Origin of the sequence: uncultured Sanguibacteroides sp. (genome assembly GCF_900543425.1) — a bacterium.
In the GTDB taxonomy this organism is placed as follows: Bacteria; Bacteroidota; Bacteroidia; order Bacteroidales; family Marinifilaceae; genus Gabonibacter.
On the sequence record NZ_UQRQ01000011.1, the window covers coordinates 50,139 to 76,687 of the forward strand.

Here is a 26,549-nt window from a genome sequence, read left to right on the forward strand (position 1 = left end):
TCAAAAAAGCGTAAGTATGTATCGCCCACGACTTTCATCCTCTATCAAAAAACAATCCCGGAATCACATAGTCATTCAATCTGCAACTGTTATTATCTAAGCAAAGTTCTTTTGGGAATGCTGAAATTTTTATCGGCGAAGAGTTCGGCCAAACCGGAAATTTGTTTTAATCGCAACAGCTCGTCTTTATCCATCCCGATATTTTTAAGAATCCACTCATCCGACATGCCGGCTTTTGCCAGTTCGGAAACAATTTCCGTCATCAGCTCGATGCAATGCGTACCCCTTGCCCTATTATGCCGTATCGTGGAGGCCATCCGATTCGACAGGTCTTTCTCGATCACGACAATGGGCAACAACCCTTTTTCCCGCTCGTAGATACGTTTTGAATTTTTCAACACCTGATAACGATGATACCCGTCCACCAGTTCATATATATCTTTATCGGCAAGGTAATAACACACGCAGGGCATCGTATAACCATCCTCCCAGATAGAAAGCTCCAATAGCTTCATTTCAGGAGGTGCGACTATATTCGGATTGTAATTATTGGCACATACTTTCTCAACCGGTACGGCTATCACTTTATATACGGGACTGATGTAATCACTCATAGTGTAACAATGATTGATATTTTTCCATTATACGTTTTTTACGCTCCTTTTCGCTCTTATTCAATGCAAACCCCATGTACTTACAAGCGTGATCATTTTTCAAAATACAGATACAGATCCGCTTAAACGTGGGCAAATCTTTAAATTCCGGTAGATCGATATCATCAAGATACTCCATTCGAACCGGCTTCTTGAATGTTTTATAGTTACTCTTTTCTCCTACTTCTATCGCAATTCCGGCTTTACGCAATTTCTCTATCGTTTCATCCGCCAAACAACCGCCCCGTTTCCTCCAAAACTCAATACTTACTGACAATTTCTCCAAGTAATTTTGTCGGGTCTCTTCCGGTAAAGTCTGCAACAGAAACTCCATATAACTTACCCACGTATGTCCTTGAGGTAACTTCACGGACTGCCAGCCGACAGCAGAAGTTCCACCATATATTCCCACGAAATTTATTCCGTTCACTCGATTCACCATTTTTCCCCAGGTATTGGGATCCAATACCCTGTACAGTTTCAGGCTGGTTTGCGCGGGAGAGATAAACGGACTCGACACCCGTTGTTTCTCAATGGGTATTCCAGCCTGATAATAGAGATCATACAACCGATTATAGTCCCAACGAAACTTACCGTTCGCCGTCCAAACGTCCGTAGTCAACCAATCGTATATGGGATAAGCGTTATAAACATAATCATACAACTTACGCGTCCATCTCATCCCCCGATAAGTATAATATTTCTTTTCCCCGTGTATGGAACGCCATCGATTCAAACTTTCTTGTGTCCGGATCCCCACCAGACAACAAGTCCTCTCCGCTTTTTTATGTTTATGAAACCACTGCGCAAATTCCATCTGAAAATCATAATCCCACGAATCTTCCGTATAAAAAGGAAAATCTTTTTGAGTATAACTTCCCTGTGGCAAATCCCGCACCCAAATATCTCGATTTTCTTCATCCCAAGGACGCCAGTAATTCTGATACATCGAAGTACAAGTCGGAACTTTAAACGGCACGCAAACACGATAGACATCCAGAATATCGGCATTGGAACTTAGCATCCGCTCCACGTAACGGATTGTCTCTTCGTATTGCACCTCGTAATCCATGTGAAAAACCCCCAATTTACGATTCAACTTATTCCGCCGAATAAAATCAATACAAAGATTAAGCAAGACCCCACTATCCTTACCTCCCGAAAAAGAGACGTAAACATTATCAAAGTCAGTAAAGATTTTACTCAAACGTATCAAAACCGCTTCATAAACGTTTCTTGCCATCTTCATTACTTTTTTCCATTTTCACATATTGCTTCCACTCGCGCACGGAATGAAAACCATTTTCCTTAAACACGGAAACATGGCGGGATAAGGTCACGGATGTAATCTTACATTCCCGCTCATACGTCTTTAGTACCTCCCTGATCAGGGAAGAAAGCACCAATACATCATCACCTCTTACATAATAATTATTGATAATGGCCTGTTGTGTACGAAGTTCCACCGGAACGAAACCGTACACCCACCGCTCGTCGCAAGCAACAAACCAAACATGATTTCGAGAAGTTTTAAAAGGATAATTATTATTTTGACGCAACACATTAGGACTCATCACCAGAGGTGCAACCAGCTCATACAATCGGGATTCCGTACCTGTCAATTTCTCAATTTTCATAATTCTCTCATGACAAAAAGTTTAACTTTATACCTGGAATCCGGCACGTATGACCCATGATAAACATCTACCGCACAATGATTAAAACGCCCATTTTTCCACCCCTTCGGAATATTATACTACCACACTTTTTATCACATGTTCCAATATATACCCATTCCCTGGACCATGAGTAATGTTTAATCTGCTTGTTTTATAACCACGCTTCCCCTCTTATTCTATACAATCCACTTAAACTTTACAAAGATATAAAAATTATGACAAATAAAAACAAAGAAAAGCACAAACATTCAGTCTTATAGCAGTAAGCATTATACATAAAAAAACGGAAGATCGTTGATCTTCCGTTCATTTCAAGATTTTTTGACATCTATTTTTCATTACCTAATGGAGGTAATTTACTTATCAACAGCTCTGCCGTATTAATCAATTGCGATATTTGTTGATCTTTTTCCCGGATGCTATCCGTATGTTTTTCCAACAAATTCAAGAGTCTATTAACCGTATTCTCGTCCTCTTCCGGTTTTCCGTCCTCCGCTACCAAACGCTCTTTTTCTCCTTCTCCGGAAATTAACCATTTTCTGTTTACGCCAAGATAACGACTAATTACCTCCAATTTTGTAATATCAGGCTTAGTACGCTCGTTCAAATAATTGGAAAGTGTGGTAGCTGATAGATTCAACTCCTTAGCGACACGATAATTCGTGTAGCCCTTTTCATCCATAACTTCTTTTAATCTCTCTGAAAATCCCATAATAGTTTATTTAGAATCATTTAAAATTTTATCCACAGCTCACAAATAATCCAATTTTATTTGCGCGACTACTAAAATTGTATTACATTTGTAATCTGTCTACTACAAATATAACAATTTATTGATAACATTGCCAATATTCCCATGGTAATGTTATAGATTGGTGGTGTCTACATAGAAAGGAGGTACGTTATTGAATTAACGTACCTCTTCCATTAGAAGGGATAACCAATAGCCAAATGAAAAGCCAAGCCATCTTTAAACTTAGAAATGTTATAATATCCTCGTTTATCCGGATTTTTATAAGGAGTATGGAGTGCAATACCCAAATCCGCTCTTAAGACTATATAACTGATGTCATATCGTAAACCGAAGCCGGTACCCAACGCAATCTCTTTCCATAACCCTTTCAGTTTAAATTCTCCTCCGGGACGTTTCGGATCATTTCGAAGCAGCCAAACATTTCCCGCGTCCAAAAAGACGGCACCATTCAAACGATATCCGATTTTAAAACGATATTCGATGTTCCCCTCCAATTTTATATCTCCGGTTTGATCCAGATAAGCAGTCGAATTACGACTCTTCTGATGATAACTGCCTGGACCGATAGAACGAATCGTAAATGCCCGGATGCTATTTGCTCCCCCGATATAGAATTGCTCGCTATAAGGCATCACCTCCGAATTTCCGTAGGCATATCCTATTCCCCCCAACAAACGCATGGCCAATAACGACTTCTCCGTCATTCGACGATACACGACGATCTCCGAGGTCAATTTCAAAAATTGAGAATAAGGATTACCGAATATGGTTTTACCGCTTCCGTGATGATCCCCTGTCAGGAATAGAATTCCGGATAAAACATTTCCGGCAGACATCAACGTACTCTGCCATAAGAATCGATTCGGATTCCGGGAAGTCGCCGCGCGGTCGTAGGTGTATGAATAAGACATAGACGGAATAAACTGATTCTTAAAACTCAAGGCAATTGCCGGATTATTCGTCATCGTCGAGTCAAATGCAGAAGAGGTCCGAAGCAAGTAAGTATAATTAATTTTCAAAGGCGTAATCGTGTGGTATTTCCTCAAAGAAGACTGGAAGTTATAATTAGCCGCCCCGGTAAAAGAGATCATCCGGAAAAAGGTATGGCGATTCAAAAAATCTACTCCTAACTGAAAATGAGTCCTTTCTGCAAAATCCCTCTCTCTTTTCATAAAACCGGGAACCAACAAACGAGGTACGGACAAATCGGCATTCAAACCGATCTCATAAGAATTGATCAAACCCGAGGTCGATTTCCCTTGCTTTTTTCCCGTTTGCCATTCATAAGCCCCATTCAAACGGAATGATAAATTCTCTCCGCCACGAAATAAATTTTTATTTGTAACACCTAAAATCAAGCCTGGTCCCAATAAATTATTGGATTTCGAGGAAACGTCAACCTCTATTTCCGTTTCTATCGGCAGATCGTAAGCCGCCGTGATCCTTACATCCAATTTCCCGAAAGAATCCCTCACCAGAGTATCTGCCGGAGTTATGACCAAATTTGCATATTTAAAAATCCCCAAACGAATCAAATTAGTTTGCGTTCTATTTTGCCGGGCAATAGAATACACCTCGCCCGGTAGCATTCGAATAGAAGAAGCTATAATTTTAGGTTTTATACGCAAAGGCTTCGTATAATCTATATTAAACCCGTGAAAATAAAAAGAATCCCTAACCACACCCGTGAAAGAATCCTCCAATACCAAATCGACCTGATTAATCTTGTAAGGACGAAGAGCGCTTTGAGGGACTCCCCTTTTTAAAGCGACCCGAATATCTACAACTCCTCTCTCCTGTGTCGTATCTGCCAATATTTCTATATAATCCGGGCGAAAATAATAATATCCTCTATTTCGCAAAATGGTCGACACCCTCTCCCTCTCGTCTTCCAACACGTTCAGATTGTATTCATTTCCTTTCACCAATAAACTTCTTCCCCATGTGTTTTGGAGAATTCGTAACATCCGTCCTTCCCATCCCCATAAATGAATATCTCCCAACACATAAGCCTTCGGAATATATACATGATAACTGATTTTCGCCTTTTTGGGATTACGCTTATTATAAATTAATTGATAATCGGATTTTACACCAAAATACCCGTAATCCTTAGCCGCGTAATCGACAACCTTGAGTCGCAAATCCGGTTGGACATCTGAAATCAGAACAGGCTTTTTCGCCAATTGTTTATACAACCAATATTTAAAACCTTTTTTCTTCTTTATATCCCAGTTATATACCCACAATCCTATCGGAAAAGGAGTCCGCAGGTAAGGAGAATACAAGGGATTGTTCGGAGGATAAGATAAAGGACCTGTAATAGCGGAGCTCTTCGGACCTTCCAAACGAACATCCTTTTCGGTTTCTATTTTCATCTTTTTCACCCCGGTATACAACACCTGTCCCTCCGTCAACTTCTTCGTCGTAGAACATCCTCCCCAAAACAGCCCCCAAAACACACAAAAAAATAACATCATCCGGAATAGGCCTATCCCGTAATGACCATGTTTATTTCCTTTTATGGCGAGCCGATAAATTTCTTTTCTCATTCTATTTTTCCTTTTCTGTTTTTAAGGTTCCGTTTCTAATTTCTCTTACACTTTTCCTCCGGAACAAATCTAAGAATTTTTGAAACTTTTTTCTTAAAACGATACCGATACCCGTCTGTGTCACCTCTCCTTCCAATACGCTTTCATACCCGGTATGCCTGAATATTTTTAAGAAGAAATTCGGATTTTTTCCAAACAAATACTCCACGGAAATATCATCTATCAAATTTTCTTCGAGACCGCCACCTCCCTCTGCCGGATCATTGTCCGTGGAGAAACGGCCTCCGACTTTTACTCGTACCTTATTATTAAATAACCGTTTGGAAAATTGATATGAATAATCTGTCTTTTGGGTTTCCCCCGATTCGGTTGTCTGATTGTAAGTGTTTATTCCGAAACTTAAATCCATCCCTTTCAGGTATCTACGAGACCATTGATTCAGCTCCTTTTCAATCAATCCGTTCAACGCATTATTGGACGCATTTGATTTTGCTACCGTACCCGGACCGTTATAAGAACCGTATATCATCAGATTCATGGCTTCCTTAGACCTCTCTTCCGGGGTCATGGCAGCCAGCTGGTTCTGTATGGTCATATCTCCGGTTGCCGATAAATCAAAAGCTATATCCGGATGCTGTAATGTATTGGTAATCCGAATCAAAGCTTTAAAATTTACCATTCTTGAATTTTGATTATCATCGGAAACATTAGCCGAAATATTTTCCGCCGCCGTGATATTCAATGTCGGATTAGCCATATCTCCGGTCCACTCTACAAAATTTCCGTCCTGAATCGTAAAAACCTTTTCCCCAATAACAGGGATACTATAATTTACAGAACCACCCGTCAAAACGTATTTACCCACAAGACGACTTTCATTCAAAGGACTTAAAGAATAGGTCAGTTCTCCTCCGCCATTAATAACAACTCGATTCTGTCCGTTATCAGAAAGCAAGACGTTCAAATTAACCAGAGGAGAAATATTCAATAACAACAAAATATCCAAACTGCTATTCTGTATCGTTCCGATACGATCGTCCGATTCCGCCAAGGTCGTATCCCTGAAAGAAACGAAACGCACGATATTAGAACTTTTATCATTTACTTCCAGAGGTGACGATTTTAAGGTGTAGTTTATTACACTATTATCTAATAGACCTACATTACCCCGTATAAATAAAGCATTCAAAGCCCCTTTGACCTGAACGCCCAAATCAATAAAGGCTTTACCGTAAACCATGGTGGTATCATTTTGATCCACCTTGATCACCTGGAAATTTTTGGCATTTACAGTCGTATTCATTCGAATATCCGAAAATGAAGCGAAACTCACATCCCCTTGCAATTCCATCCGTTGACGATTGGGTGCAATTAGTCCGAAACCGTTAAATAACAACCGGTTATCTGTAATGGAAATCCGATTTGAATCTATTTGGAATAATGTACCGACAGGTAGAACCGTCACGTGCCCTTGCTGAAATAAAAATCCTCCGTTAATCAGAGGATGTTCCAGATCCCCCCGAAAAGCGATCGCACCATGCAGGTCTCCCTGCAAATCGACAAGACCGGAAGGAATAAAAGCATTTGCCACACGTAAAGGAAACTTGGGGATGTCTACATCTATAGACATACTCTTATCCTGATTCCCTGTCAGGACCATTCCTTTGGCCAAAACAGTCTTATCTCCATCCAGGTGCAAGGCAAAGTCTATTTCATGAAGTTGTTCCCGGGTCAATCGATATCCTGCATCCAACTCCAGATCTCCTACCCTTTGGTGTTCATAAAAAAATTGATCGAGCCGGATATTCCCGTTCACGTCCAATATATGTCCCTGATTCTTTAACTCCAAACCGGTAGAAAAGATTCCCGACATATTCGGGATAAAAGGTAACATCTCCGAAATTAGTCCCATGTCTATACCCTGAATATCAATACTCAAAGATTCTCCTGACCTGTCGGGCTCCCGATGAGACAACAACTTAAATTTCTTTTGCCCGCTTGTTAATTGCAAATCAGCCGACAAAGTCCTTTCCGGGGACAAACGAAGATAATTATCTTGATTCACTTGCCAGGGGACATAACCGAAGATCAAAGAATCAGGAGCAATATTAAACGTGAATACACTATCGCGCAAAGTAAAATTCATCCCCACGTTAACCGCCGTTTTTCCGGACAAGGTTTTTCCTTTCAAACGAGCATACAATTGGTCAAAAACGATTCCTCCGTTTAAAGATACCTGAGAAAAATTGGTTTGTATATCTTTTGAATCGTAAAGAGTCAACCCGTATTTCAATACAGCCCCTTCCTGCCATACACGAACCAACAAGCTGTCCGCACTCATTTTCTCCATAACAATTCCCCTTACCTCCGTCGTAATATCCAATTCTTTTTCCCGAGGAACCCTCATGTCCACGTTCAAACTCTTAAACAGGATGCCGTTCATTTTTAAATATTGATTCAACAGATTGTTGTTTCCGGCTGTAACGTATAATCGGAAATCCGGTAAACTTCCCCGAATAGAGTCCATATCCAAAGCATACTCTTTTAACTGTTGAGCTACCCGCTCTCCGGTTGCCGTAAATCGACGGATCAATTCCTCTCTTCCCTCACAACTTTTAAAAGAAAACCTCAAATCACCCGTTTCCATATTCACGTCTGTATTTTCCATTCCGCCGGAGGCTGATAAATCGAAATTACCCAAATTCAATTTTTGCCCCTTCTGGTCTAATTTGATTTCAGTGAGTTGTAATCGCAGGGAAGATTCTCCATCTGTCTTTAATGCTGCATCCAAATGAATCCCCGACGCAAAAGCCAACTCGTCCGGCATAAAATGCAATGCCTGCAAATCAACCCGATGAACTTCTCCGTCCAAAACAGCACTATAATCTCCATGATCGGAATCCAGTCCGAAATTCAAATCCAAATACATGTCTTCAACCGGACTTTGTAATTTGCCCTTTAGTTTGCCGGCAGCAAGAGCTATATTTAAGGTAATATTCTCGTATAAATATCCCCGGTAAACCAACGATTGTAATTCCAGGTTTGAAGTGGCAGTCGCCTTTTCCCAATCCAGTCCTCGGCCGGATGCGGAAAGATCCATCGTGATCATCCCCAATGAGTCTCCGGGAAGGAATTTAGCAAGATCCACCTGATCGATATTCACTCCAAACCGATATGAATCCGTTTTCAATCCATAATGACCATTCAAATTAATCGCTCCTTTACCGGGAGTTATTCCTAATCTAAAACGAACATCTCCATCGGACGCCACAACTCCTCCGTCCATTTCAATCGGACTGGGGATCCGGATTCCGGACGCGGAATCATTCATCCAGAAAGGAGATAAAAAACTACTATCTTCTATTTTTGCGATAAAATCAAATGTACCTGTCAACCGTTCCGGGTCATTCCAAAAAGCAAGCGTTCCATTTCCGTCAAAAGAAAAACAGGAATCCGAACGTAATTGTAAATATTGCAAATTGATCCGTTCCTGTGTCCCGTTTGCTTTTACTCCCAAATTTATGGATTTATCGTGTAATACATCCTTCAATTGACTGCTACTATCCGGAACAAACAAGGCAATATCCCTACCGGCCACATTTCCCTGAGCCAATATTTCCATCGGAGTAGAGGAGTTCATACCAGACAAACCGCTTCCCACTTTCGCTTGTAAAGAAAAATGACTGTATGGCGTTTCTACGGCCAAATCGGATAATGTCATAAACTCTTCTCCGATCTTTACTCGTCCCGATAGATTACGAATATCCAACCCGTTCTTTTCCTGCAATCGTATACTCTTAATCACAGCAGCGACTTCCATCCCGCAATTATAAACGCTATCCATCACAACGGCTAAAGAATAGACATCGATCACCTCCGGAAAAACCTCACGATTCTCGTACTCGGGCCCCATCTTAAAACGTCCATCCTTCAAATCCAGCTCATTCACCTTTACTTCCCAAGCTGTAGTGTCTGCCACTTTCTTCTGTACGACAGGAGCCTCTTGGTCTGATTCCTCATCCTGATTTGTCGTCTGAAGTTCACAATAAGCTCCCTCCAATCCCAACCGTCGAATTGCAATTGACTGACTTCCCAAATCGACCAGACCGGCCTCCAACTCTCCATTTCCTATCCCGGTCCGAAGCCATCCCATCGGTAATCCCATCATCTCGTAATTCACGTTTTTCAAAGAAATTTCATCCAACAAAAAACGCCATGCCAAGGGAGTAGCAACCGTATCGACAGAGTCTGCCGTTTCTTTACCCGCCCGGAATTTAACATTTCCATCCGCTAATAACAAAGAGTTTACCTCCGCATCCTGTCGATTCAAATCAGCCCTTCCTGCCTGTAAACGCAATTGCCCCAAAACGACATCCAATTTCATCCCCGACAAGCCGTCGGATAAACGAACGACCACCTTTTCCAACAGCAAACGACGCACCTCAACTTCTTTTTTCAACAACTTAAGCAAAGATACATTGACCTGAATCTGCTCGGCAGCCAACAATGTATCTCCCTTTGTCCGCTCGGCATAAACTTTTTCCACGTAAAGATCTAAGGGAAACTTTAATAATATTCTTTTCACCGATAAATCTATCCCCAAATTTGCAGACGCGTAATCTTCGACTTTTGTCCTTACATAATCTTGAATTGCCGGCACATATAAAAGTAATACGAGCAGCACGACGACTCCCCATAAAAACAATACGCCTCTCAAAACATATTTCAAAACCTTCCGTAAGACCTTCATTTTCTTTTACAGTCAAAAATCCCAACAAAACTACAATTATTTCTTTTCAATTCCCTACCTACAACATCTTAAATCTCTTTTCAGTCGCTATCCCCGAAGAATGCTACCACTTCTCCATCTTCTTCATAAGGAATAACCTCTTAAATTTATTTCAACGAATAACTCGAAATACAAGTTACGAAAACCCATCCATTTGCCTACTCTCAAAAAACGTAGAATAAGCATTTAGCTATCAATTCATTATATTAAATATCAATTCATGCCGTTTTTTTTCCTCGTTTTTTTTTCGTAATCTTGCAAACTGGTAGGTGTGTTTTTTCTAAAAAAGAATGACACATTATTTATTAACCAAAATGTAAAATATGTCACTTAAAAGAAATGTTCTTGATTTAAGAAAGAGAAAAGAGATTGTTCTTCAAGGAGGTGGCGAAGAGGCGATTAAGAAGCAGGCTGCCATGGGAAAATTGACAGCTCGCGAACGAATTGAAGCCATTCTCGACAAAGATTCTTTCCACGAATACGACATGTTCGTAGAGCATCAGGCAAAAGATTTTGACATGGATAAAAAGGTTCTTCACGGGGACGGTGTGATCATCGGTACCGGTACCATTTACGGTGAACCTGTATGTATTTATGCACAAGATTTTACGGTAGCAGGAGGTTCTTTAGGACTCATGCATGCCCGCAAAATCACCAAAATCATGGACCATGCTTTGAAAATGCGTATGCCTTTAATCGGTATTAACGATTCCGGTGGTGCCCGTATTCAAGAAGGAGTCGACTCTTTAGCCGGATACGGAGAAATTTTCTTCCGCAATACCCAAGCATCAGGAGTAATCCCCCAATTATCTGTTATTTTAGGTCCTTGTGCGGGAGGAGCTGTTTATTCTCCGGCCTTGACTGACTTCGTTTTCGTGGTAGATAATATCTCTAAAATGTTTATTACAGGACCTGAGGTCGTGAAAACAGTTCTGGGAGAAGAAATTTCCATGGAAGAGTTAGGCGGAGCAAAAGTACATAGTCAAGTTAGTGGAAACGCCCATTTCTTCGCACCAACCGAGCACGAATGTTTTGAGCAAATCAAAAAATTACTAACCTTCATTCCGTGGAGTAATCAAGCGAAAGCAAAACCATTCCCACCTAAACCTCCCAAACCGGAATACAAAATTGAAAAAATAGTTCCAGCAGATCCGACTCAACCTTATGACGTGAGAGACGTTATCAGGGCCGTAGCCGATGACTCGGATTTCTTGGAAGTTCAACAAGAATTTGCACAGAATATCGTTGTAGGTTTCGGCCGTATCGACGGAGAAACAATCGGTTTCGTGGCCAACCAACCCTGTGTCTTGGCAGGTGTATTGGACTGTGACTCCTCTGATAAAGCCGGAAGATTCATTCGTTTCTGTGATGCTTTCAATATTCCATTGGTAACTTTCGAGGACATGCCGGGATATTTACCGGGAGCGGAACAAGAACACATGGGAGTTATTCGTCACGGAGCCAAAGTTTTATATGCTTACAGTGAAGCTACCGTACCCAAAGTAACCGTTATCTTAAGAAAGGCTTACGGAGGAGGTTATATTGCCATGAACTCCCGTCATTTGAAAGCAGACTTCATGTTCGCGTGGCCAACAGCCGAAATTGCGGTAATGGGCCCGGAAGGTGCTGCCAACATTATTTTTAGAAAAGAGATCATGTCGGCCGAAAATCCGGAAGAGATGCGCAAAATTAAGGTAGCCGAATACCGGGAAAAATTTGCGAATCCCTATGTAGCTGCATCTAAAGGTTACATCGACTCTGTTATCGAACCGGAAGAGACCCGGAAAATATTAAAACACTCTATCGAGGTATCCAGCAATAAATCGGTTATGACTCCTGCTAAAAAACACGGGATTCCTCCATTTTAACTTTAAAACATACCACGATGAGCAATTGTAAATACGATAGCCTGGAAATTGACGGGTTAAAATACAAAACTCACCTGACGACAAAATTTACCAATCGTCAGAAATGGGAAAAACCGGATCCGGGAAATGTTACGACTCACATTCCGGGATCCATTATAGATATCTATGTTCAAGAGGGACAAGAGGTTGAAGCGGGTGATCTGTTATGCCTGCTGGAAGCCATGAAGATGCACAATAAAGTGCTCGCTCCGATTTCCGGACATGTAAAAAAAATCCATGTAAAAAAAGGAGACAAACTTCCCAAAGACACGTCAATGTTCGAGATAGAATAACGAAAAGCCGCCCTTCGGGGCGGCTTTAAACAAACCTAACATCATGAGTTTCTTCAAAGCGATAGACATCGTTAAAACTTATACCCAACACGTAGCCTTAGATCATGTTTCCATTGACATCCCGGAAGGCTCAATCTACGGCCTATTAGGTCCCAACGGAGCGGGAAAAACTTCTTTAATTCGAATCATTAACCAAATCACCGCTCCCGATGCCGGAGAACTGTTATTCAAAGGTAATCCTTTACAACGGTCAGACGTAAACCATATCGGTTATTTGCCGGAGGAACGGGGATTGTACAAAAAGATGAGAGTCGGAGAACAAGCTGTATACCTCGCCCGCCTCAAGGGTATAAGCAAAAAAGAGGCTATTGACCGATTGAAAATGTGGTTTGAAAAATTCGAAATCGGAAACTGGTGGGACAGGAAAGTGGAAGAATTATCAAAAGGTATGGCGCAAAAAGTTCAATTTATCACCACCGTACTCCACGAACCGGAATTATTGATCTTCGATGAACCTTTCAGCGGATTTGATCCTATCAATGTGGAGCTACTGAAAAGAGAAATTCTGGAATTACGGCGTAAAGGTACAACTATCATTTTCTCCACTCATAACATGGCATCCGTCGAAGAAATTTGCAGTCACATCGCTTTGATTAACAAGTCCCGGAAAATTATCGAAGGCCCCATTAATCAAATCCGGGAAAAATACGCGAGCAATACTTATAAATTAACTTGCAGGTACAATTCTCAATTTCTCCCGGAACAAATTCTCGGAAACGAATTCGAAATCATATCTCAACGGATAGAAGGAGATATGCAGGAAATCGTTCTGCAACAAACCCGACCTTGTACCTCGAATATCTTATTAAACAGGGTATTACCCGAAACCGAAATCATTTCTTTCCAAAAAATCATTCCCGGAATGAACGATATTTTTATTAAACTGGTAAAAGAGCAATAAGATTAAACTACTATGAACAAAACTTTAATTATTATCAACCGGGAATTCACGACAAGGGTTCGCAAAAAAACATTCCTGATCGTCACGATCTTCGTCCCGATTCTTTTTGCTTTATTTTATGCTTTTTTAATGTGGATGTTATTAAGAAACGATCAGCAAAAACGGGATATTGCTGTCATCAACCACTCTTCTATCGAACAACCTTTTAAGCAGATTAACAATACCACTTTCACCTATTTGGATCAGGATATTCCGGAAAGTGATTTTGCTCAATACTTGAAACAAAACAATTTATACGCCATCGCAATCATTCCTCAAGAAGTAATGCGAGACGGTGAATTTTCTATTTATTCGCTTTCTCAGGTTCCCATGGAGTTAAAGAACGAATTTTCTGCCCAATTGCGTCAGAAGATTGAAAGTATCAAACGTTCACAAGTCATTGCGGAAAGCCAAATTCCCGATTTGGAAGAAAGGTTACAGAACACGAGAACCCCCGTATTGGTTCGGACGATGGTCGTATCGGGAAAAGGTGACGTCAAAGAAAGCTCTTCAGAGATCGCCTCAATCATAGGGCTTGTTCCGGGAATCATCATCTATTTCTTTATTTTCATGTATGCCTCTCAGGTTTTAAAAGGAGTTATCGAAGAAAAAACGAACCGAATCATTGAAGTGCTCGTCTCCTCCGTAAAACCTTTTCAGTTTCTTCTGGGCAAGATCATCGGGGTCGCTGCTGTCGGTCTTTTGCAATTCCTTATCTGGATAGTGATATGCCTGTTCGTAATCATTATCGTACAAGTCGCTTTCATGCCTAATATAGACATAGAAGCCCTGAAAAACGCAACCGATTTAGGAATAATGGCTCAAGATTCGACCTTTAATCCGCAGCAACTTGCCATCATTCAAAGTCTCGTGAAGACAATAGACCCTTCATTCATTCTCAAATTCATCGGGACCTTTCTTTTTTATTTTATGGGAGGGTATCTATTGTATGCTTCTTTGTTTGCAGCCATAGGTGCAGCCGTCGATAACGAAACGGACTCGCAGCAATTTATGACTCCCCTGTCTATCATCCTGGTTGTTGCTTTCTATATCGGTATAGCTGCCATGAAAAATCCGGATTCGTCAATAGCATTCTGGGGTTCATTGATTCCGTTTACTTCTCCTGTTGTTATGCTTGTCCGAATTCCTTTTGGAGTCCCCATGTGGGAAATCATAACGTCTATGCTCGTCTTGGTTGCCGCTTTTTTGTTCTTCACTTGGTTATCCGGTAAGATCTATCGCATTGGTATTCTGATGTATGGCAAAAAAGTTACTTGGAAAGAATTATACAAGTGGTTAAAATATTAAACGAAACCGGGTAGTGCTACTACCCGGTTGACAACACCACCTCTGTCACCAACATGAACACTTATCTCTCAACCGCATCTTCAATTTCTCTATAGAAATTTAATCTTTCCTAATACCTGGTAACCTCACGCTACATATCACGTATACTCCAACGATCTTTGTTTTCGAACGGATAACCAGTTCTTATTTCATGCCCCAGTCTGTTACTTTGCTTATCATACAAAAAAGAGCAGGGTTCCTCACTTTTCCAAAGTATACACGGATAAATACACGTGCGAGGAATTCCCTGCTCTTATATAATAAGACGGATTCATCTATGCGGTATTTACCCGATAAATATACTTTGGCAAAACAAAGGTACAAAATTGTTTAAATTAATAAAGTTTCAAGGCATAAAAAAAGCGGCCCGAAGGCCGCTATAATCAGATTTTATGAATTACCATTCCGGAACGAAGCTTTGGTTCAAACCAAGTAGTTTTCGGTGGCATGATATTACCAGTATCTGCAATATTTATCAATTGCTCCATAGAAACAGGATAAAGGGCAAAAGCCACTTTCATTTCGCCATTATCAACACGACGTTTCAATTCGCCCAAACCACGAATTCCGCCGACGAAGTCAATGCGGGTAGAACGACGCAAGTCCTGAATATCAAGAATATCCGCTAATACATGATTGGAAAGGATAGTCACATCCAATACTCCGATAGGATCATTATCGTCGTAACTTCCTGCTTTGGCTGTCAGCTTGTACCATTTTCCTCCCAAATACATGCTAAACTCATGCAATTTAGACGGATGGTAAATTTCCGTTCCCATACATTCTACGGTGAAATGATCGGCTAACTTAGCCAATAATTCCTCTTCGGTCAACCCGTTCAAATCTCTCACAACCCGGTTGTAGTCGATAATTTTCAACTGAGTATCCGGGAAATGTACTGCCATGAAAAAGTTATACTCTTCCGTTCCGTCATGATTCGGATTCTTAGATTTGAACTCAGCTCCGATGCGAGCAGCCGCAGCCGTTCTATGATGTCCGTCAGCCACATAAGTATAAGGAACTTTTGTGGCAAATAACTCTTCCAAACGTTTATTGGTCTCCGGACAATTGATAGCCCAAAAATGATGTCCGAAGCCATCTTCCGCCACAAAATCATAATCGGCTTCCCGGTTTTTCACGATATCCTCCACGATAGCGTCGATTTCAGGAACAGCCTTATAGGCAAAAAATACAGGTTCCAGATTGGCTTTCACGTAACGGGTCAAGATCATACGATCCTCTTCCTTATCCGGACGGGTCAGTTCATGTTTTTTAATGACTCCGTTCATGTAATCTTCACAAGCAGCACAACCCACGATACCGTATTGAGTTCTTCCCTCCATCGTCTGAGCATAAATATAAAACTTAGGTTCGGCATCCTGCACTAACCAGTTTTTATCCTGGAACATTTTAAAGTTCTCTACGCTCTTATTATAAACGGTTTCGGAATGAATATCCGTACCAGGAGCACAATCTATTTCCGCACGGGTCACATGCAATAAAGAACGAGGCTTTCCGGCAGCCATTTGAGCGGCTTCCTCCGAGTTCATCACATCATAAGGCAGACACGCCAACTCTTCGCAAACCTCTTGGGTTGGTGGACGTAATCCTTTAAATGGTTTTACTATAGCCATACTTAATTTTAGATTTAATGATTTACGATTTACAACTATACTGATTTAACGATTGGGTGCTAAACAGTGGATTTTCAATTGGTAATCTCCTGAATTCCATACTCACCCCATCTATTAATCCTTATTTAATCGTAAATCCAAATTTATAATCTTATTTGTTTACTTTAAATTTCTGATCGCCTTTCTCGAAGAAATTAACGATCTGATGCGCTGCAGCCAAACCTGCGTTCACGTTAGCCTCTTCTGTCTGAGCTCCCATCTTTTTAGGAGTAGTAAAGAAACGACCTTCGAATTTACTGAAACAATCACATACCGGAGCAATATCGGTGATGTAGTGGAAATCGTTTCTCTCCTCCATCAACTTAGCCAAACCTTCTTCGTCAATTACTTCCTGACGGGCCGTATTTACCAAAACAGCTCCCTTCGGCATGTCTTTCAACAAATTGTAATTGATCGATTTTTTGGTTTGTTCCGTTGCCGGGATATGCAATGAAATGTATTGACATTTTTTATACATCTCTTCTGCAGAGTGCAATGGAGTCGCACCAGCGGCTTTGATTTGCTCATCTGTCATGAAAGGATCAAAAGCATATACTTCCATACCGAAACCGCGAGCGATACGTCCAACATTCTGACCTACGTTTCCATAAGCATGAATACCGATCGTCTTATCTTTCAACTCGGAACCTGATTTCCCGTTATAGAAATTACGGGCCATGTAAACCATCATACCGAAAGCTAATTCAGCAACGGCATTTGAATTCTGTCCCGGAGTATTCATGGCAACAATGCCACGTGCTGTACAAGCAGCCAAATCGATATTATCATATCCGGCTCCTGCACGAACGATTACTTTCAAATTCTTGGCAGCGTCGATCACCTCTTTAGTCGCTTTATCAGAACGAATAATCATAGCATCCACATCAGCAACAGCTGCAAGCAACTCTGCCTGTGAACTATATTTTTCCAATAAAACGAACTCATATCCCTGAGCTTCAACAATCTCTTTAATTCCTTTTACGGCAACAGCTGCAAACGGTTTTTCTGTTGCGACTAAAACTTTCTTTGCCATCTCGATAAATTTTAAATCACGACTTTTCCGAAACGGGAAACATCGTATGTTTTAATAATAAAAAAAAAGATTTACGATTCCGGATCACAATCCGTTTGCCAAAAGCAAACCGAATGTAGATCTAAAATCGTAAATCTATAATCATTAAATATGTTTTGCTTCAAATTCTTGCATGGCAGCAATCAAAGCTTTTACATCTTCAATCGTACATGCATTATAGGTAGAAGCACGGAATCCACCTACAGAACGGTGACCTTTAAGACCTACCAAATTCTTAGATTTTGCAAAATCAAGGAATTCTTTCTCCAAAGACTCGTATCCTTCTCTCAACAAGAACGGAATATTCATTCTGGAACGAGAGCCTTCTTTAACAACAGGACGGAATACCTTACTTCTCTCCAATTCAGCATACACCATGTCGGCTCTTTCAATAGCCAATTTCTCCATAGCTTTTACTCCTCCCATTGCCTTTACCCATTTCAAGGTCTCTTTTACCCCAAAAATATTGATACAAGGAGGTGTATTATACATAGATTCTTTATCTACATGAGTCTGATACCGCAACATCGTCGGAATCATTCTGTCTTTTACCACGTTATTCAAGAAATCATTCTTAATGATTACAAAAGTAACACCGGCAGGTCCGAGGTTCTTTTGACAACCACCGTAGATCATAGCGTATTTGGCCACATCAACCGGACGGCTGCAAATATCGGAAGACATATCCGCGATCAAAGGCACCGGAGAAGTCGGATCTTCAAAAATTTCAGTACCGCGAATGGTATTGTTTGAAGTAATGTGCATATAATCCACATCAGAAGGAATGGTAAATTTCGGATAATAGGTAAATCCGTCAGCTTCAGAAGAAGCCACAATTTCCACTTCTCCCCACATTTTAGCCTCTTTAATGGCAGCCGTAGACCAGGTTCCGGTATTCACGTAAGCAGCTTTCTTGTTTAAGAAGTTGTACGGAATCATACAAAACTGCATACTGGCACCACCCCCTAAGAAGAGTACAGAATAACCTTCCGGAATGTTCAACACCTCTTTGAATAAAGCAACAGCTTCATCGTAAACTGCCTGAAAATCAGCAGAACGGTGAGATACCTCCATAATAGATTGACCCGTGTTTCCGAATTCAAGAGCAGCTTTTGATACATTTTCCAATGTAGAATCCGGTAGTTTACAAGGACCGGCATTAAAAATATGTTTTCTCATTACTAAAATTATTTAATAGATTTAATACGAAAATCTTATTTATAAAAACACTACAAATATGCGAAATAAGTCTGTATAAAAAACCTTTTTACCGTTTTTTTATTCGTTTTTCTTATTTACTGAAAATCAAATAGCTTACCTCCTTCTAAAAGCTCTTTACAAACCCATTTTTCACCTAAAAAAGGGAAGCATCCGTCTCCGGATGCCTCTCTGATTATTCCACTCCATGCATCCGATTAAAAGAACGGCGTCTTTACAATCTTTGCCTTAAGAGCTTTATTTCTTACCCGAATATAAATTTCAGTATCCAATTTATGGAAACCACTCTTCACGTATCCGGTTCCGATCGATTTTCCAGTCCAAGGAGAAACAGTTCCGGAACAAACGACTCCGATCTCATTTCCTTCGGCATCTTCGATTACATATCCCTGACGGGCAATACCTTTATCCAATAATTCAAACGGCTTCATGTAACGAGAAGGTTTATCCGCCTTCAATTTCTCGTGATAAGCCCGATTGATAAAATCGTTTCCCGGAACGAATTTGGTGATCCAGCCCAAACCAGCCTCTATCGGAGAGTGTGTATCGTCAATTTCATGTCCGTATAAACAGAAACCAGCCTCTAAACGTAAAGTATCCCGAGCTCCTAATCCTGCCGGTTTAATACCGAATTCAGCCCCGGCTTCGAATACGGCGTTCCAAATCTTATCCGCGTCTTTATTATAAGCGTAAATTTCACATCCACCCGCCCCGGTATAACCGGTGGTGGAAAATATCACTTTATCTACTCCGGCAAAAGGAATCTCCTGGAATGTATAATACTCCATGTCCTCAACATTTGCCGTTGTCAATTTTTGCATCGCTTTTAAAGCCAAAGGTCCCTGAACTGCTAACTGACAAATATTATCCGATGCATTTTCCAGGTCCGTATCGATATTCATTCCCAACTCTTTAGCCCATTTGGTACACCATGCCCAATCCTTGTCAATATTGGCAGCATTTACTACCAGCAAATATTTTTCAGCACTAAAGCGATATACCAAAAGATCATCCACAACTCCACCTGTCTCATTGGGGAAACAACTATATTGAACTTTTCCGTCTGTCAATGCGGCTACGTCATTGGAGGTCAATTTCTGTACCAGTTCAAAAGCCTTGGGACCCTTCACCCAAAATTCACCCATATGAGAAACATCAAATACCCCGACTTTTTCCCGAACTGTATTGTGTTCTTCCTTTATACCAGTATATTCTATTGGCATATTGTAACCGGCAAAAGGAGCCATTCTCGCTCCAAGTGCTTCATGGAAATGTGTAAAAACGGTAGTTTTCATTTTATCTGTTATTTTTATATTTATATTATTTTTCGCACGTTGTGTTAAACGTTCCGCAAAGTTAAAATTTTTATTTATCCTTGCCACCCTTTCATTAAAAATATTGTCTTTCGGATTATTCTGTTTTTTATTCCAATAAAAAATGATTACTTTTGTAACATAGTACCCGGATAAAGGGCCCAAAAAACAATATCTTTTCGAATGAAAAACATAAACTACGATAAATATTAATCCTTAAAAAACCGATTAACAATGATTCTCAATGTAATAGAACAAAACGGAATTACTCTTGTCGAGTTTGTGGATGTAACCCGATTCACACTATCCATCGCCGACGAAGTAAAACAACAACTCAGACCACTTTTAAACAACAAGGAGTGTAAAATGGTTTTTGATCTCCATGGAATTGATTTTATCGATAGTAGTGGTATCGGTTGTATTATTGCTTTATTCAAGACTGCCAAAAGTATCGGATCTACCCTGAAACTATGTAATCTTACCCCAGAAGTGTTAGAAATCTTCAAATTATTGCACTTGCAGGTAATCTTCGATATTACCGGAACCAGAGAAACTTGTTTACAATCGATGTAAAAAAAAAGCGGGTAAAAACCCGCTTTTTTTTCATTTATCTTATCATTTAGTCTCCTAATGTAGCGACCATAACAGCTTTAATCGTATGCATCCGGTTTTCGGCCTCATCAAACACGATTGAATTTTCAGATTCAAATACCTCTTCGGTTACTTCGATTCCATCCATTCCGAACTGTTTGTGCACGTCACGTCCTACTTGGGTCTCCAGATTATGATATGCCGGTAAACAATGCATGAATTTACAATTCTTGTTTCCGGTCATTTCCATTACTTTCTTATTCACCTGATACGGGGTCAAGAGTTTGATTCTCTCCGCCCAAACTTCTGCAGGCTCGCCCATGGATACCCATACATCCGTATACAAGAAGTCGCAACCTTTCACACCAGCTTCAACATTATCCGTAATTGTTACTTTGGCTCCGGTTTCCTTGGCAATCTCCTGACAAGTAGCAACTAATTCGGCATCGGGCTGCAATCCTTTCGGAGCAATAATACGTACATCCATTCCCATTTTAGCTCCACCGACCATCAACGAATTACCCATGTTAAAACGAGCATCTCCGAGATAAGCAAAAGTAATCTGATTCAATGGTTTATCCGAATGCTCCATCATGGTCAGGAAGTCAGCCAATATCTGAGTCGGATGGAACTCATTCGTCAATCCGTTCCACACGGGCACTCCCGCGTACTCGGCCAGCTCTTCAACAGTTTTCTGGGCAAATCCGCGATATTCGATTCCGTCGTACATACGTCCCAGTACGCGAGCCGTATCCTTCATCGATTCTTTTACGCCGATCTGAGATCCGGAAGGACCCAGGTAAGTCACATGAGCACCTTGATCATAAGCGGCTACCTCAAAAGCACAACGAGTACGAGTAGATGTTTTTTCAAATATCAAAGCGATATTTTTTCCTTTCAAACGAGGTTGTTCTGTTCCTGCATACTTTGCCTTTTTCAAATCCGCAGCCAAATCCAACATGTATTTAATCTCTTTCGGAGTGAAGTCCAATAACTTCAAAAAATTCCTGTTTCTTAAATTAAAAGCCATACTAATATAATTTTAGATTTATGATTTTAGATTTTAATAGGGGAAAAAACGATGTTCTTTCCTCTATAAAATTTCGCCAAATTTACAATATAGAAGCGAGAATAGAAAGTGAAAAATCATCTTCTATCGTCTTCGTATTCCATTGTTATTTTTGAACCGTATTTTTTATCTTCCAACTTCGTGGCCTCCGTAATCACGGCTTTCAATCCGCCATTCTTTACAAAACGTAAACAAGCTCTGATTTTGGGTGCCATACTACCTTCTGCAAAAGTTCCATCCTCCAGGTATTTTACCGTATCGGCATAATCCAAAAACTCCAATACCTGTTGAGTCGGTTTTTTATAATCCTTATAGATATAAGGTACATCCGTCAAAATATAAAATTCGTCTGCTTTCACTCGATTACCCACCATGGAAGAAGCCAAATCCTTATCGATTACACCTTCTAACGGTTTAATTTCACCCTGTTCATCCAAATACACCGGAATTCCTCCTCCTCCCGTGGTAATAACGATATTCCCTTCCCGAGCCAGACGCTCCACTAACTCCGCGTTCATAAAGTCAATCGGATCCGGAGAAGGAACAACTCGTCTCCAACCTCCCTCAACCTTAATCTCCTCTTTAAACACCCAACCTTTTTCCTTTGCCAATTTGTCGGCTTCATCCTTCATGTAGATTTTTCCAACACGCTTGGTAGGATTATGCATTGCAGGATCATTTTTATCCACGATAACCTGCGACACCATAGAGATCACGTTACGTTTGATCCCGTGTTTTTTTAAGATATTACGCAAATTACGTTCGATCATGTATCCGATCTGCCCCTGCGTATAAGCCACACACACGTCCAACGGCATAGCTGCATTTCCATATTTTTCCACACCGGCAGCATTATCCATCAAAACATTTCCGACTTGCGGACCATTTCCGTGAGAAATGATAAGGTTATATCCATCTTTCAGTAAAAAGATTAAATTCTCCAAAGTGTCAATCGTGTTCGCGTTTTGCTCCTCGATTGTTCCCTTTTGATTTCCTCTCAGCAAAGCGTTACCACCCAGGGCAACCACAGCCAGTTTCTTTTCCATACAACAACTTTTATAATTATTTTTCTAACTCTTTTCAATGCTTCATTTTCGTCCACAAAGCTAACGAAATAAGTCATATGAAAAATAGGTAAATTCCATTTTTATTCCCAAGCAACATACTGATTATTAACTATATGTATAAATATTCTCTCCGTTTTTATAAATATGCAGCGCAAAATCGACCTTTTCCTGTATAAAAATTTCCAATAGAACTTTCATTTAACTTTCTCTTTTTCGTATCTTTGCCATATGCAAGGCGAAAAAAAACAACCTATCCGGTACTTTTTTCAACGATTCGCAAACAAGTACACGTTTGTTACTCTGGTGTTTGTCATCTGGATCGTTTTATTCGATAAATACAGTTTTATCGATAAGATTCAATTACAATCCAAAATTCTCAAACTGGAAAGCGAAAAGCGATATTACATGAAAAAAATTGAAGAGGATAACCGGAAAAAAGAGGAATTGTTGAGTAACCGTGATAATCTCGAAAAATTCGCGAGAGAACAGTATTTAATGAAAAATGAAAATGAGGATATTTTCATTATAATAAAAAAGTAAACGTATTGGGAAGAATTGTTGCTATCGATTACGGGAAAAAACGGGTTGGAGTTGCCGCAACAGATCCTTGTCGTATTATTGCCAACGGCATCGCAACAGTCGGATCACATGAAATTTTACAATTTCTGGAAGATTACATTTCCAAAGAAACGGTTGATCTGTTTGTCGTGGGCTACCCGAAGCAATTGAATAACACGGACTCCGAGAGTATGGTTTATATCAAACCTTTTCTCACGGCATTAAAACGAAAATTTCCAACCATTCCCGTGGAAATGTACGACGAACGGTTTACCTCCGTATTAGCCCATAAAGCCTTACTGGAAGGAGGAGCTAAAAAGAAACAAAGGCAGAACAAAGCGATCGTCGATACCATCAGCGCAACGATCATTCTACAGTCTTATATGGAAAAACAACGAAATTTAAACATTTAATATATGCTTTTACCTATTTATATCTACGGACATCCGATCCTTCGAAAAATATCAGAAGATATTACGCCCGATTACGAGGGACTGCCTAAATTATTGGAAGATATGTGGCAAACCATGTATGAATCGGATGGCGTAGGGCTCGCTGCACCCCAGATCGGAAAAAACATCCGTATCTTCGTGATAGACGGTACTCCGTTTGAAGAATACGACCCCCGGTGTAAAGATTTTAAAAAGGCCTTCATCAACGCCCACATCATAGAGCGGACAGGGGAGAACGTATTACAAAACGAAGGATGTCTCAGCATCCCCGGAATTCACGAGGATGTTCTTAGAAAAGACAAAATTAAAATTGCTTATAAAGACGAAAATTGGGAGGATCATGTGGAAGAATTCGAAGGGATGTGCGCTCGTATCATACAACACGAATACGATCATTTGGATGGGATAGTATTCACGGATCATCTTTCCGTATTGAAAAAAAGACTATTAAAGAGCAAGCTGAATAATATCAGCGCCGGTAAATTTAAAATAGACTACAGAGTCGTATTGCCGAAATAATTCAGGCCCTCCATAAGAACATACGCTGTAGTTTATTCATTATAAACCAATTGCGTATGTTTGCTTTATCCAAACATAAATATCCTTTTATACTACTATCCCTTCCGGTAGTAGCCGGGATTTTATGGAGCAACCACATGACAACCTTCACTCCCCAAGAATACGTGATAGGTATACTTTTCTCACTCTCTTCCATCGTATTCACTTTCTTATTTTCCCGGAATTTTCTATTTCAAAATCTATCTCTCGCCTTATTCCTCTTTCTTCTTGCCGCCTATAGAAATCATTCTCCGGAAATTCCCATTCCCCGAACCGGAAAAGACTACGCTATAACAGGAGAATACATCGGTCAGTCTTCACCAGGTCATTACATCATAAAAAACAAGAAACTATGTATACGCTTGCAGGTGAACGACTCTCTTCTTCCGGAAATCGGAGATTACCTCTCTTTCCGGGCCAGGTTATTTCCCCTTTCCTCTCGCTCTAATATCAATGAATTCAATTACAATAGCTACCTCCGGCAACAGGGAATCCATGTACAAGGAATCGCACTCTCTCCGCTGATTCCTGTCAAACACCGGTACTCCATATGGGGGATTTCACAAAGAATTCGGAATATATTACTCGAAAAATTAGATCGCACGGTAAAGGACACAACAACACGCTCACTCTTACAGGCGCTATGCCTCGGTTACAAATACAATATTTCTCCGGATTACCGCAAAGTATTTCAATCCACCGGAACAATCCATTTATTGGCGATCTCCGGTCTACACATGGGAGCCATCTACTTGTTATTAACGTCTGTTCTATCGGTTTTTCATCTGAAAAAGGGAGTATGGCTACTTATTCCCTTATTATGGTTATTCGCTTTCGTATCGGGCCTCTCTCCGTCGGCATGCAGAGCAGCGTCTATTCTAAGTTTTATCACCATAAGTAAACTATTACACAAAGATCATGTTCCTTTAAACGCCATCGGGGCCTCCGCTTTTTTTACGTTATTAATAAAGCCTATACTGCTTTATTCCGTCAGCTTTCAAATGTCTTATGCGGCATACACGGGAATCGTACTACTTTATCCCGTTTTCCGGGCAAGATCCACCCATTGGCCTATCATCATTCGAAAAATCTATTCGCTTTGCTGTCTTAGTCTGGCAGCCCAAATTGCCATTCTCCCCCTAACGGCCTACTATTTTCATTACTTGACTTTAAACAGCGTTATCATCAATATCGTAGCCATACCCTTGGCTACATCTCTATTATACGGGGGTATTCTATTACTTGCATTACCGGACTGTATCGGCTTACTCCTCTCTCCTTTTATCATGGGAATAGAACGATCCCTTCTATTCCTGCTACGTACTTTTGACCGTTTTACTCTCGTACAAGATAATCTCTATCCCACTCCGATACAACTTGTTTTAATTTACCTTCTCATTCTGTCTTTTCTGGTTTACCTGAAAAAGCGTACACCATACATTCGCCACATCATATACTTTACCTTTGTCTTCCTGCTCCTCTTCTGTGTCATTTCCCGATACGACAAACAAAACAATCAAGAGATCGTTATCTATCACCGACATAACAGTTCTATGATTCTGTTAAATTATAAAGGATACTATACCTTTCTGAAGAACACCCACCCTTTTTCGCAAAATCTTCCCTATATAGAAGCGAATCGACTGAAAGCCATCCCTCCCCATCACGGCTTTGTTACGACCCAAATACAACACACTCGTAATCAACTCGTCTCCCCTGTTGTTTCATTATACATTGCCGACACCTCAACCCGAAGCATTCCCCCTACCGACTACCTCGTTATCACCGGGAATATTTTTCCCGGCCAGCTCTCTTGTCAATCCGAAAGTAAATTAAAAAAAATCATACTTGATGGCTCCAATTACAGTAGTAGCATAGAAGTTTGGAGAATATGGGCAAAAGAAAAAGGGATTCCTTTGCAAGCTACTGCTGAAAACGGATCATTGCAACTCAAACTAAAATAGCCCTTTTATCGTAATTTCATTCAGCAAAATTATGGTATTA

21 protein-coding genes are annotated in these 26,549 nt (G+C 40.4%); 9 read left to right on the top strand and 12 right to left on the bottom strand.

The genetic code is table 11. From position 1 onward, the window contains the following. Nucleotides 1-92: 92 nt before the first annotated feature. From QZR76_RS07860 to QZR76_RS07885, 6 genes are all read right to left on the bottom strand, one after another. A complete protein-coding gene (locus QZR76_RS07860; protein ID WP_294142000.1) occupies nt 93-614 on the bottom strand; it encodes a ParB/RepB/Spo0J family partition protein in 522 nt (173 codons plus the stop codon). Further along, nucleotides 607-1,902, bottom strand: a complete 1,296-nt coding sequence (locus QZR76_RS07865) for a DUF3440 domain-containing protein (protein WP_294142002.1) — start codon at nt 1,900-1,902, stop codon at nt 607-609. The genes QZR76_RS07860 and QZR76_RS07865 overlap by 8 nt, the downstream gene beginning before the upstream one ends. Beyond that, nucleotides 1,877-2,290, bottom strand: a complete 414-nt coding sequence (locus QZR76_RS07870; protein ID WP_294142004.1) for a hypothetical protein — start codon at nt 2,288-2,290, stop codon at nt 1,877-1,879. The genes QZR76_RS07865 and QZR76_RS07870 overlap by 26 nt, the downstream gene beginning before the upstream one ends. Before the next feature lie 370 nt (nt 2,291-2,660). Continuing rightward, nucleotides 2,661-3,044 carry a helix-turn-helix transcriptional regulator gene (locus QZR76_RS07875; protein WP_052634402.1) on the bottom strand — a complete coding sequence of 128 codons (384 nt, stop codon included), beginning with the start codon at nt 3,042-3,044 and terminating at the stop codon, nt 2,661-2,663. 215 nt (nt 3,045-3,259) lie between these two features. Continuing rightward, on the bottom strand, nt 3,260-5,638 hold the full coding sequence (locus tag QZR76_RS07880) for a BamA/TamA family outer membrane protein (RefSeq protein ID WP_308573117.1): 2,379 nt from the start codon (nt 5,636-5,638) through the stop codon (nt 3,260-3,262). A 1-nt stretch (nt 5,639) separates the two neighbouring features. Then, nucleotides 5,640-10,388: a translocation/assembly module TamB domain-containing protein gene (locus QZR76_RS07885; protein ID WP_294142006.1), complete on the bottom strand. Its 4,749-nt coding sequence runs from the start codon at nt 10,386-10,388 to the stop codon at nt 5,640-5,642. Nucleotides 10,389-10,750: 362 nt separating this feature from the next. On the opposite strand from QZR76_RS07885, the gene QZR76_RS07890 reads away from it, so the two are divergent. Genes QZR76_RS07890 through QZR76_RS07905 form a run of 4 tightly spaced genes read left to right on the top strand, consistent with a single transcriptional unit; the run spans nt 10,751 to nt 14,935 of the window. Then, the gene (locus QZR76_RS07890; RefSeq protein WP_294142007.1) at nt 10,751-12,295 is read left to right on the top strand and encodes an acyl-CoA carboxylase subunit beta; all 1,545 of its coding nucleotides are present in this window, start codon (nt 10,751-10,753) and stop codon (nt 12,293-12,295) included. A gap of 17 nt (nt 12,296-12,312) precedes the next feature. Next, a complete protein-coding gene (locus QZR76_RS07895; protein ID WP_294142010.1) occupies nt 12,313-12,627 on the top strand; it encodes an acetyl-CoA carboxylase biotin carboxyl carrier protein subunit in 315 nt (104 codons plus the stop codon). A 43-nt stretch (nt 12,628-12,670) separates the two neighbouring features. After that, the gene (locus QZR76_RS07900; RefSeq protein WP_294142012.1) at nt 12,671-13,588 is read left to right on the top strand and encodes an ATP-binding cassette domain-containing protein; all 918 of its coding nucleotides are present in this window, start codon (nt 12,671-12,673) and stop codon (nt 13,586-13,588) included. A gap of 12 nt (nt 13,589-13,600) precedes the next feature. Further along, entirely contained in the window at nt 13,601-14,935 is a 1,335-nt protein-coding gene (locus tag QZR76_RS07905; protein WP_294142014.1) for an ABC transporter permease, read from the top strand. Nucleotides 14,936-15,357: 422 nt separating this feature from the next. On the opposite strand, the gene QZR76_RS07910 is transcribed toward QZR76_RS07905, so the two are convergent. From QZR76_RS07910 to gcvT, 4 genes are all read right to left on the bottom strand, one after another. Next, a complete protein-coding gene (locus QZR76_RS07910; protein ID WP_294142016.1) occupies nt 15,358-16,608 on the bottom strand; it encodes a DUF1015 family protein in 1,251 nt (416 codons plus the stop codon). A gap of 151 nt (nt 16,609-16,759) precedes the next feature. Beyond that, complete coding sequence (locus tag QZR76_RS07915; RefSeq protein ID WP_294142018.1) at nt 16,760-17,680, bottom strand: 3-phosphoglycerate dehydrogenase; 921 nt, start codon at nt 17,678-17,680, stop codon at nt 16,760-16,762. A 144-nt stretch (nt 17,681-17,824) separates the two neighbouring features. Continuing rightward, nucleotides 17,825-18,898: a 3-phosphoserine/phosphohydroxythreonine transaminase gene (gene serC, locus QZR76_RS07920; RefSeq protein WP_294142019.1), complete on the bottom strand. Its 1,074-nt coding sequence runs from the start codon at nt 18,896-18,898 to the stop codon at nt 17,825-17,827. Between the two features lie 236 nt (nt 18,899-19,134). Beyond that, on the bottom strand, nt 19,135-20,232 hold the full coding sequence (gcvT, locus tag QZR76_RS07925) for a glycine cleavage system aminomethyltransferase GcvT (RefSeq protein ID WP_294142021.1): 1,098 nt from the start codon (nt 20,230-20,232) through the stop codon (nt 19,135-19,137). Nucleotides 20,233-20,484: 252 nt separating this feature from the next. On the opposite strand from gcvT, the gene QZR76_RS07930 reads away from it, so the two are divergent. Continuing rightward, nucleotides 20,485-20,823, top strand: coding sequence for an STAS domain-containing protein (locus QZR76_RS07930; RefSeq protein ID WP_294142023.1), 339 nt, complete (start codon nt 20,485-20,487; stop codon nt 20,821-20,823). Nucleotides 20,824-20,869: 46 nt separating this feature from the next. Here QZR76_RS07930 and QZR76_RS07935 read toward each other — a convergent pair whose 3' ends face one another. Continuing rightward, a complete protein-coding gene (locus QZR76_RS07935) occupies nt 20,870-21,871 on the bottom strand; it encodes an ornithine carbamoyltransferase (RefSeq protein WP_294142024.1) in 1,002 nt (333 codons plus the stop codon). Between the two features lie 116 nt (nt 21,872-21,987). Continuing rightward, the gene (locus tag QZR76_RS07940) at nt 21,988-22,956 is read right to left on the bottom strand and encodes a carbamate kinase (protein WP_294142026.1); all 969 of its coding nucleotides are present in this window, start codon (nt 22,954-22,956) and stop codon (nt 21,988-21,990) included. A gap of 249 nt (nt 22,957-23,205) precedes the next feature. Here QZR76_RS07940 and QZR76_RS07945 point away from each other — a divergent pair, with 249 nt between their 5' ends. The 4 genes from QZR76_RS07945 to QZR76_RS07960 are packed head-to-tail and all read left to right on the top strand — an operon-like array spanning nt 23,206 to nt 26,509. Further along, nucleotides 23,206-23,517, top strand: coding sequence for a septum formation inhibitor (locus QZR76_RS07945; RefSeq protein ID WP_294142028.1), 312 nt, complete (start codon nt 23,206-23,208; stop codon nt 23,515-23,517). Nucleotides 23,518-23,522: 5 nt separating this feature from the next. Further along, nucleotides 23,523-23,948 carry a Holliday junction resolvase RuvX gene (gene ruvX, locus QZR76_RS07950; RefSeq protein WP_294142030.1) on the top strand — a complete coding sequence of 142 codons (426 nt, stop codon included), beginning with the start codon at nt 23,523-23,525 and terminating at the stop codon, nt 23,946-23,948. A gap of 3 nt (nt 23,949-23,951) precedes the next feature. Next, nucleotides 23,952-24,506, top strand: coding sequence for a peptide deformylase (def, locus tag QZR76_RS07955; RefSeq protein WP_294142032.1), 555 nt, complete (start codon nt 23,952-23,954; stop codon nt 24,504-24,506). 56 nt (nt 24,507-24,562) lie between these two features. Beyond that, nucleotides 24,563-26,509, top strand: a complete 1,947-nt coding sequence (locus QZR76_RS07960; RefSeq protein WP_294142034.1) for a ComEC/Rec2 family competence protein — start codon at nt 24,563-24,565, stop codon at nt 26,507-26,509. Nucleotides 26,510-26,549: the final 40 nt, after the last annotated feature.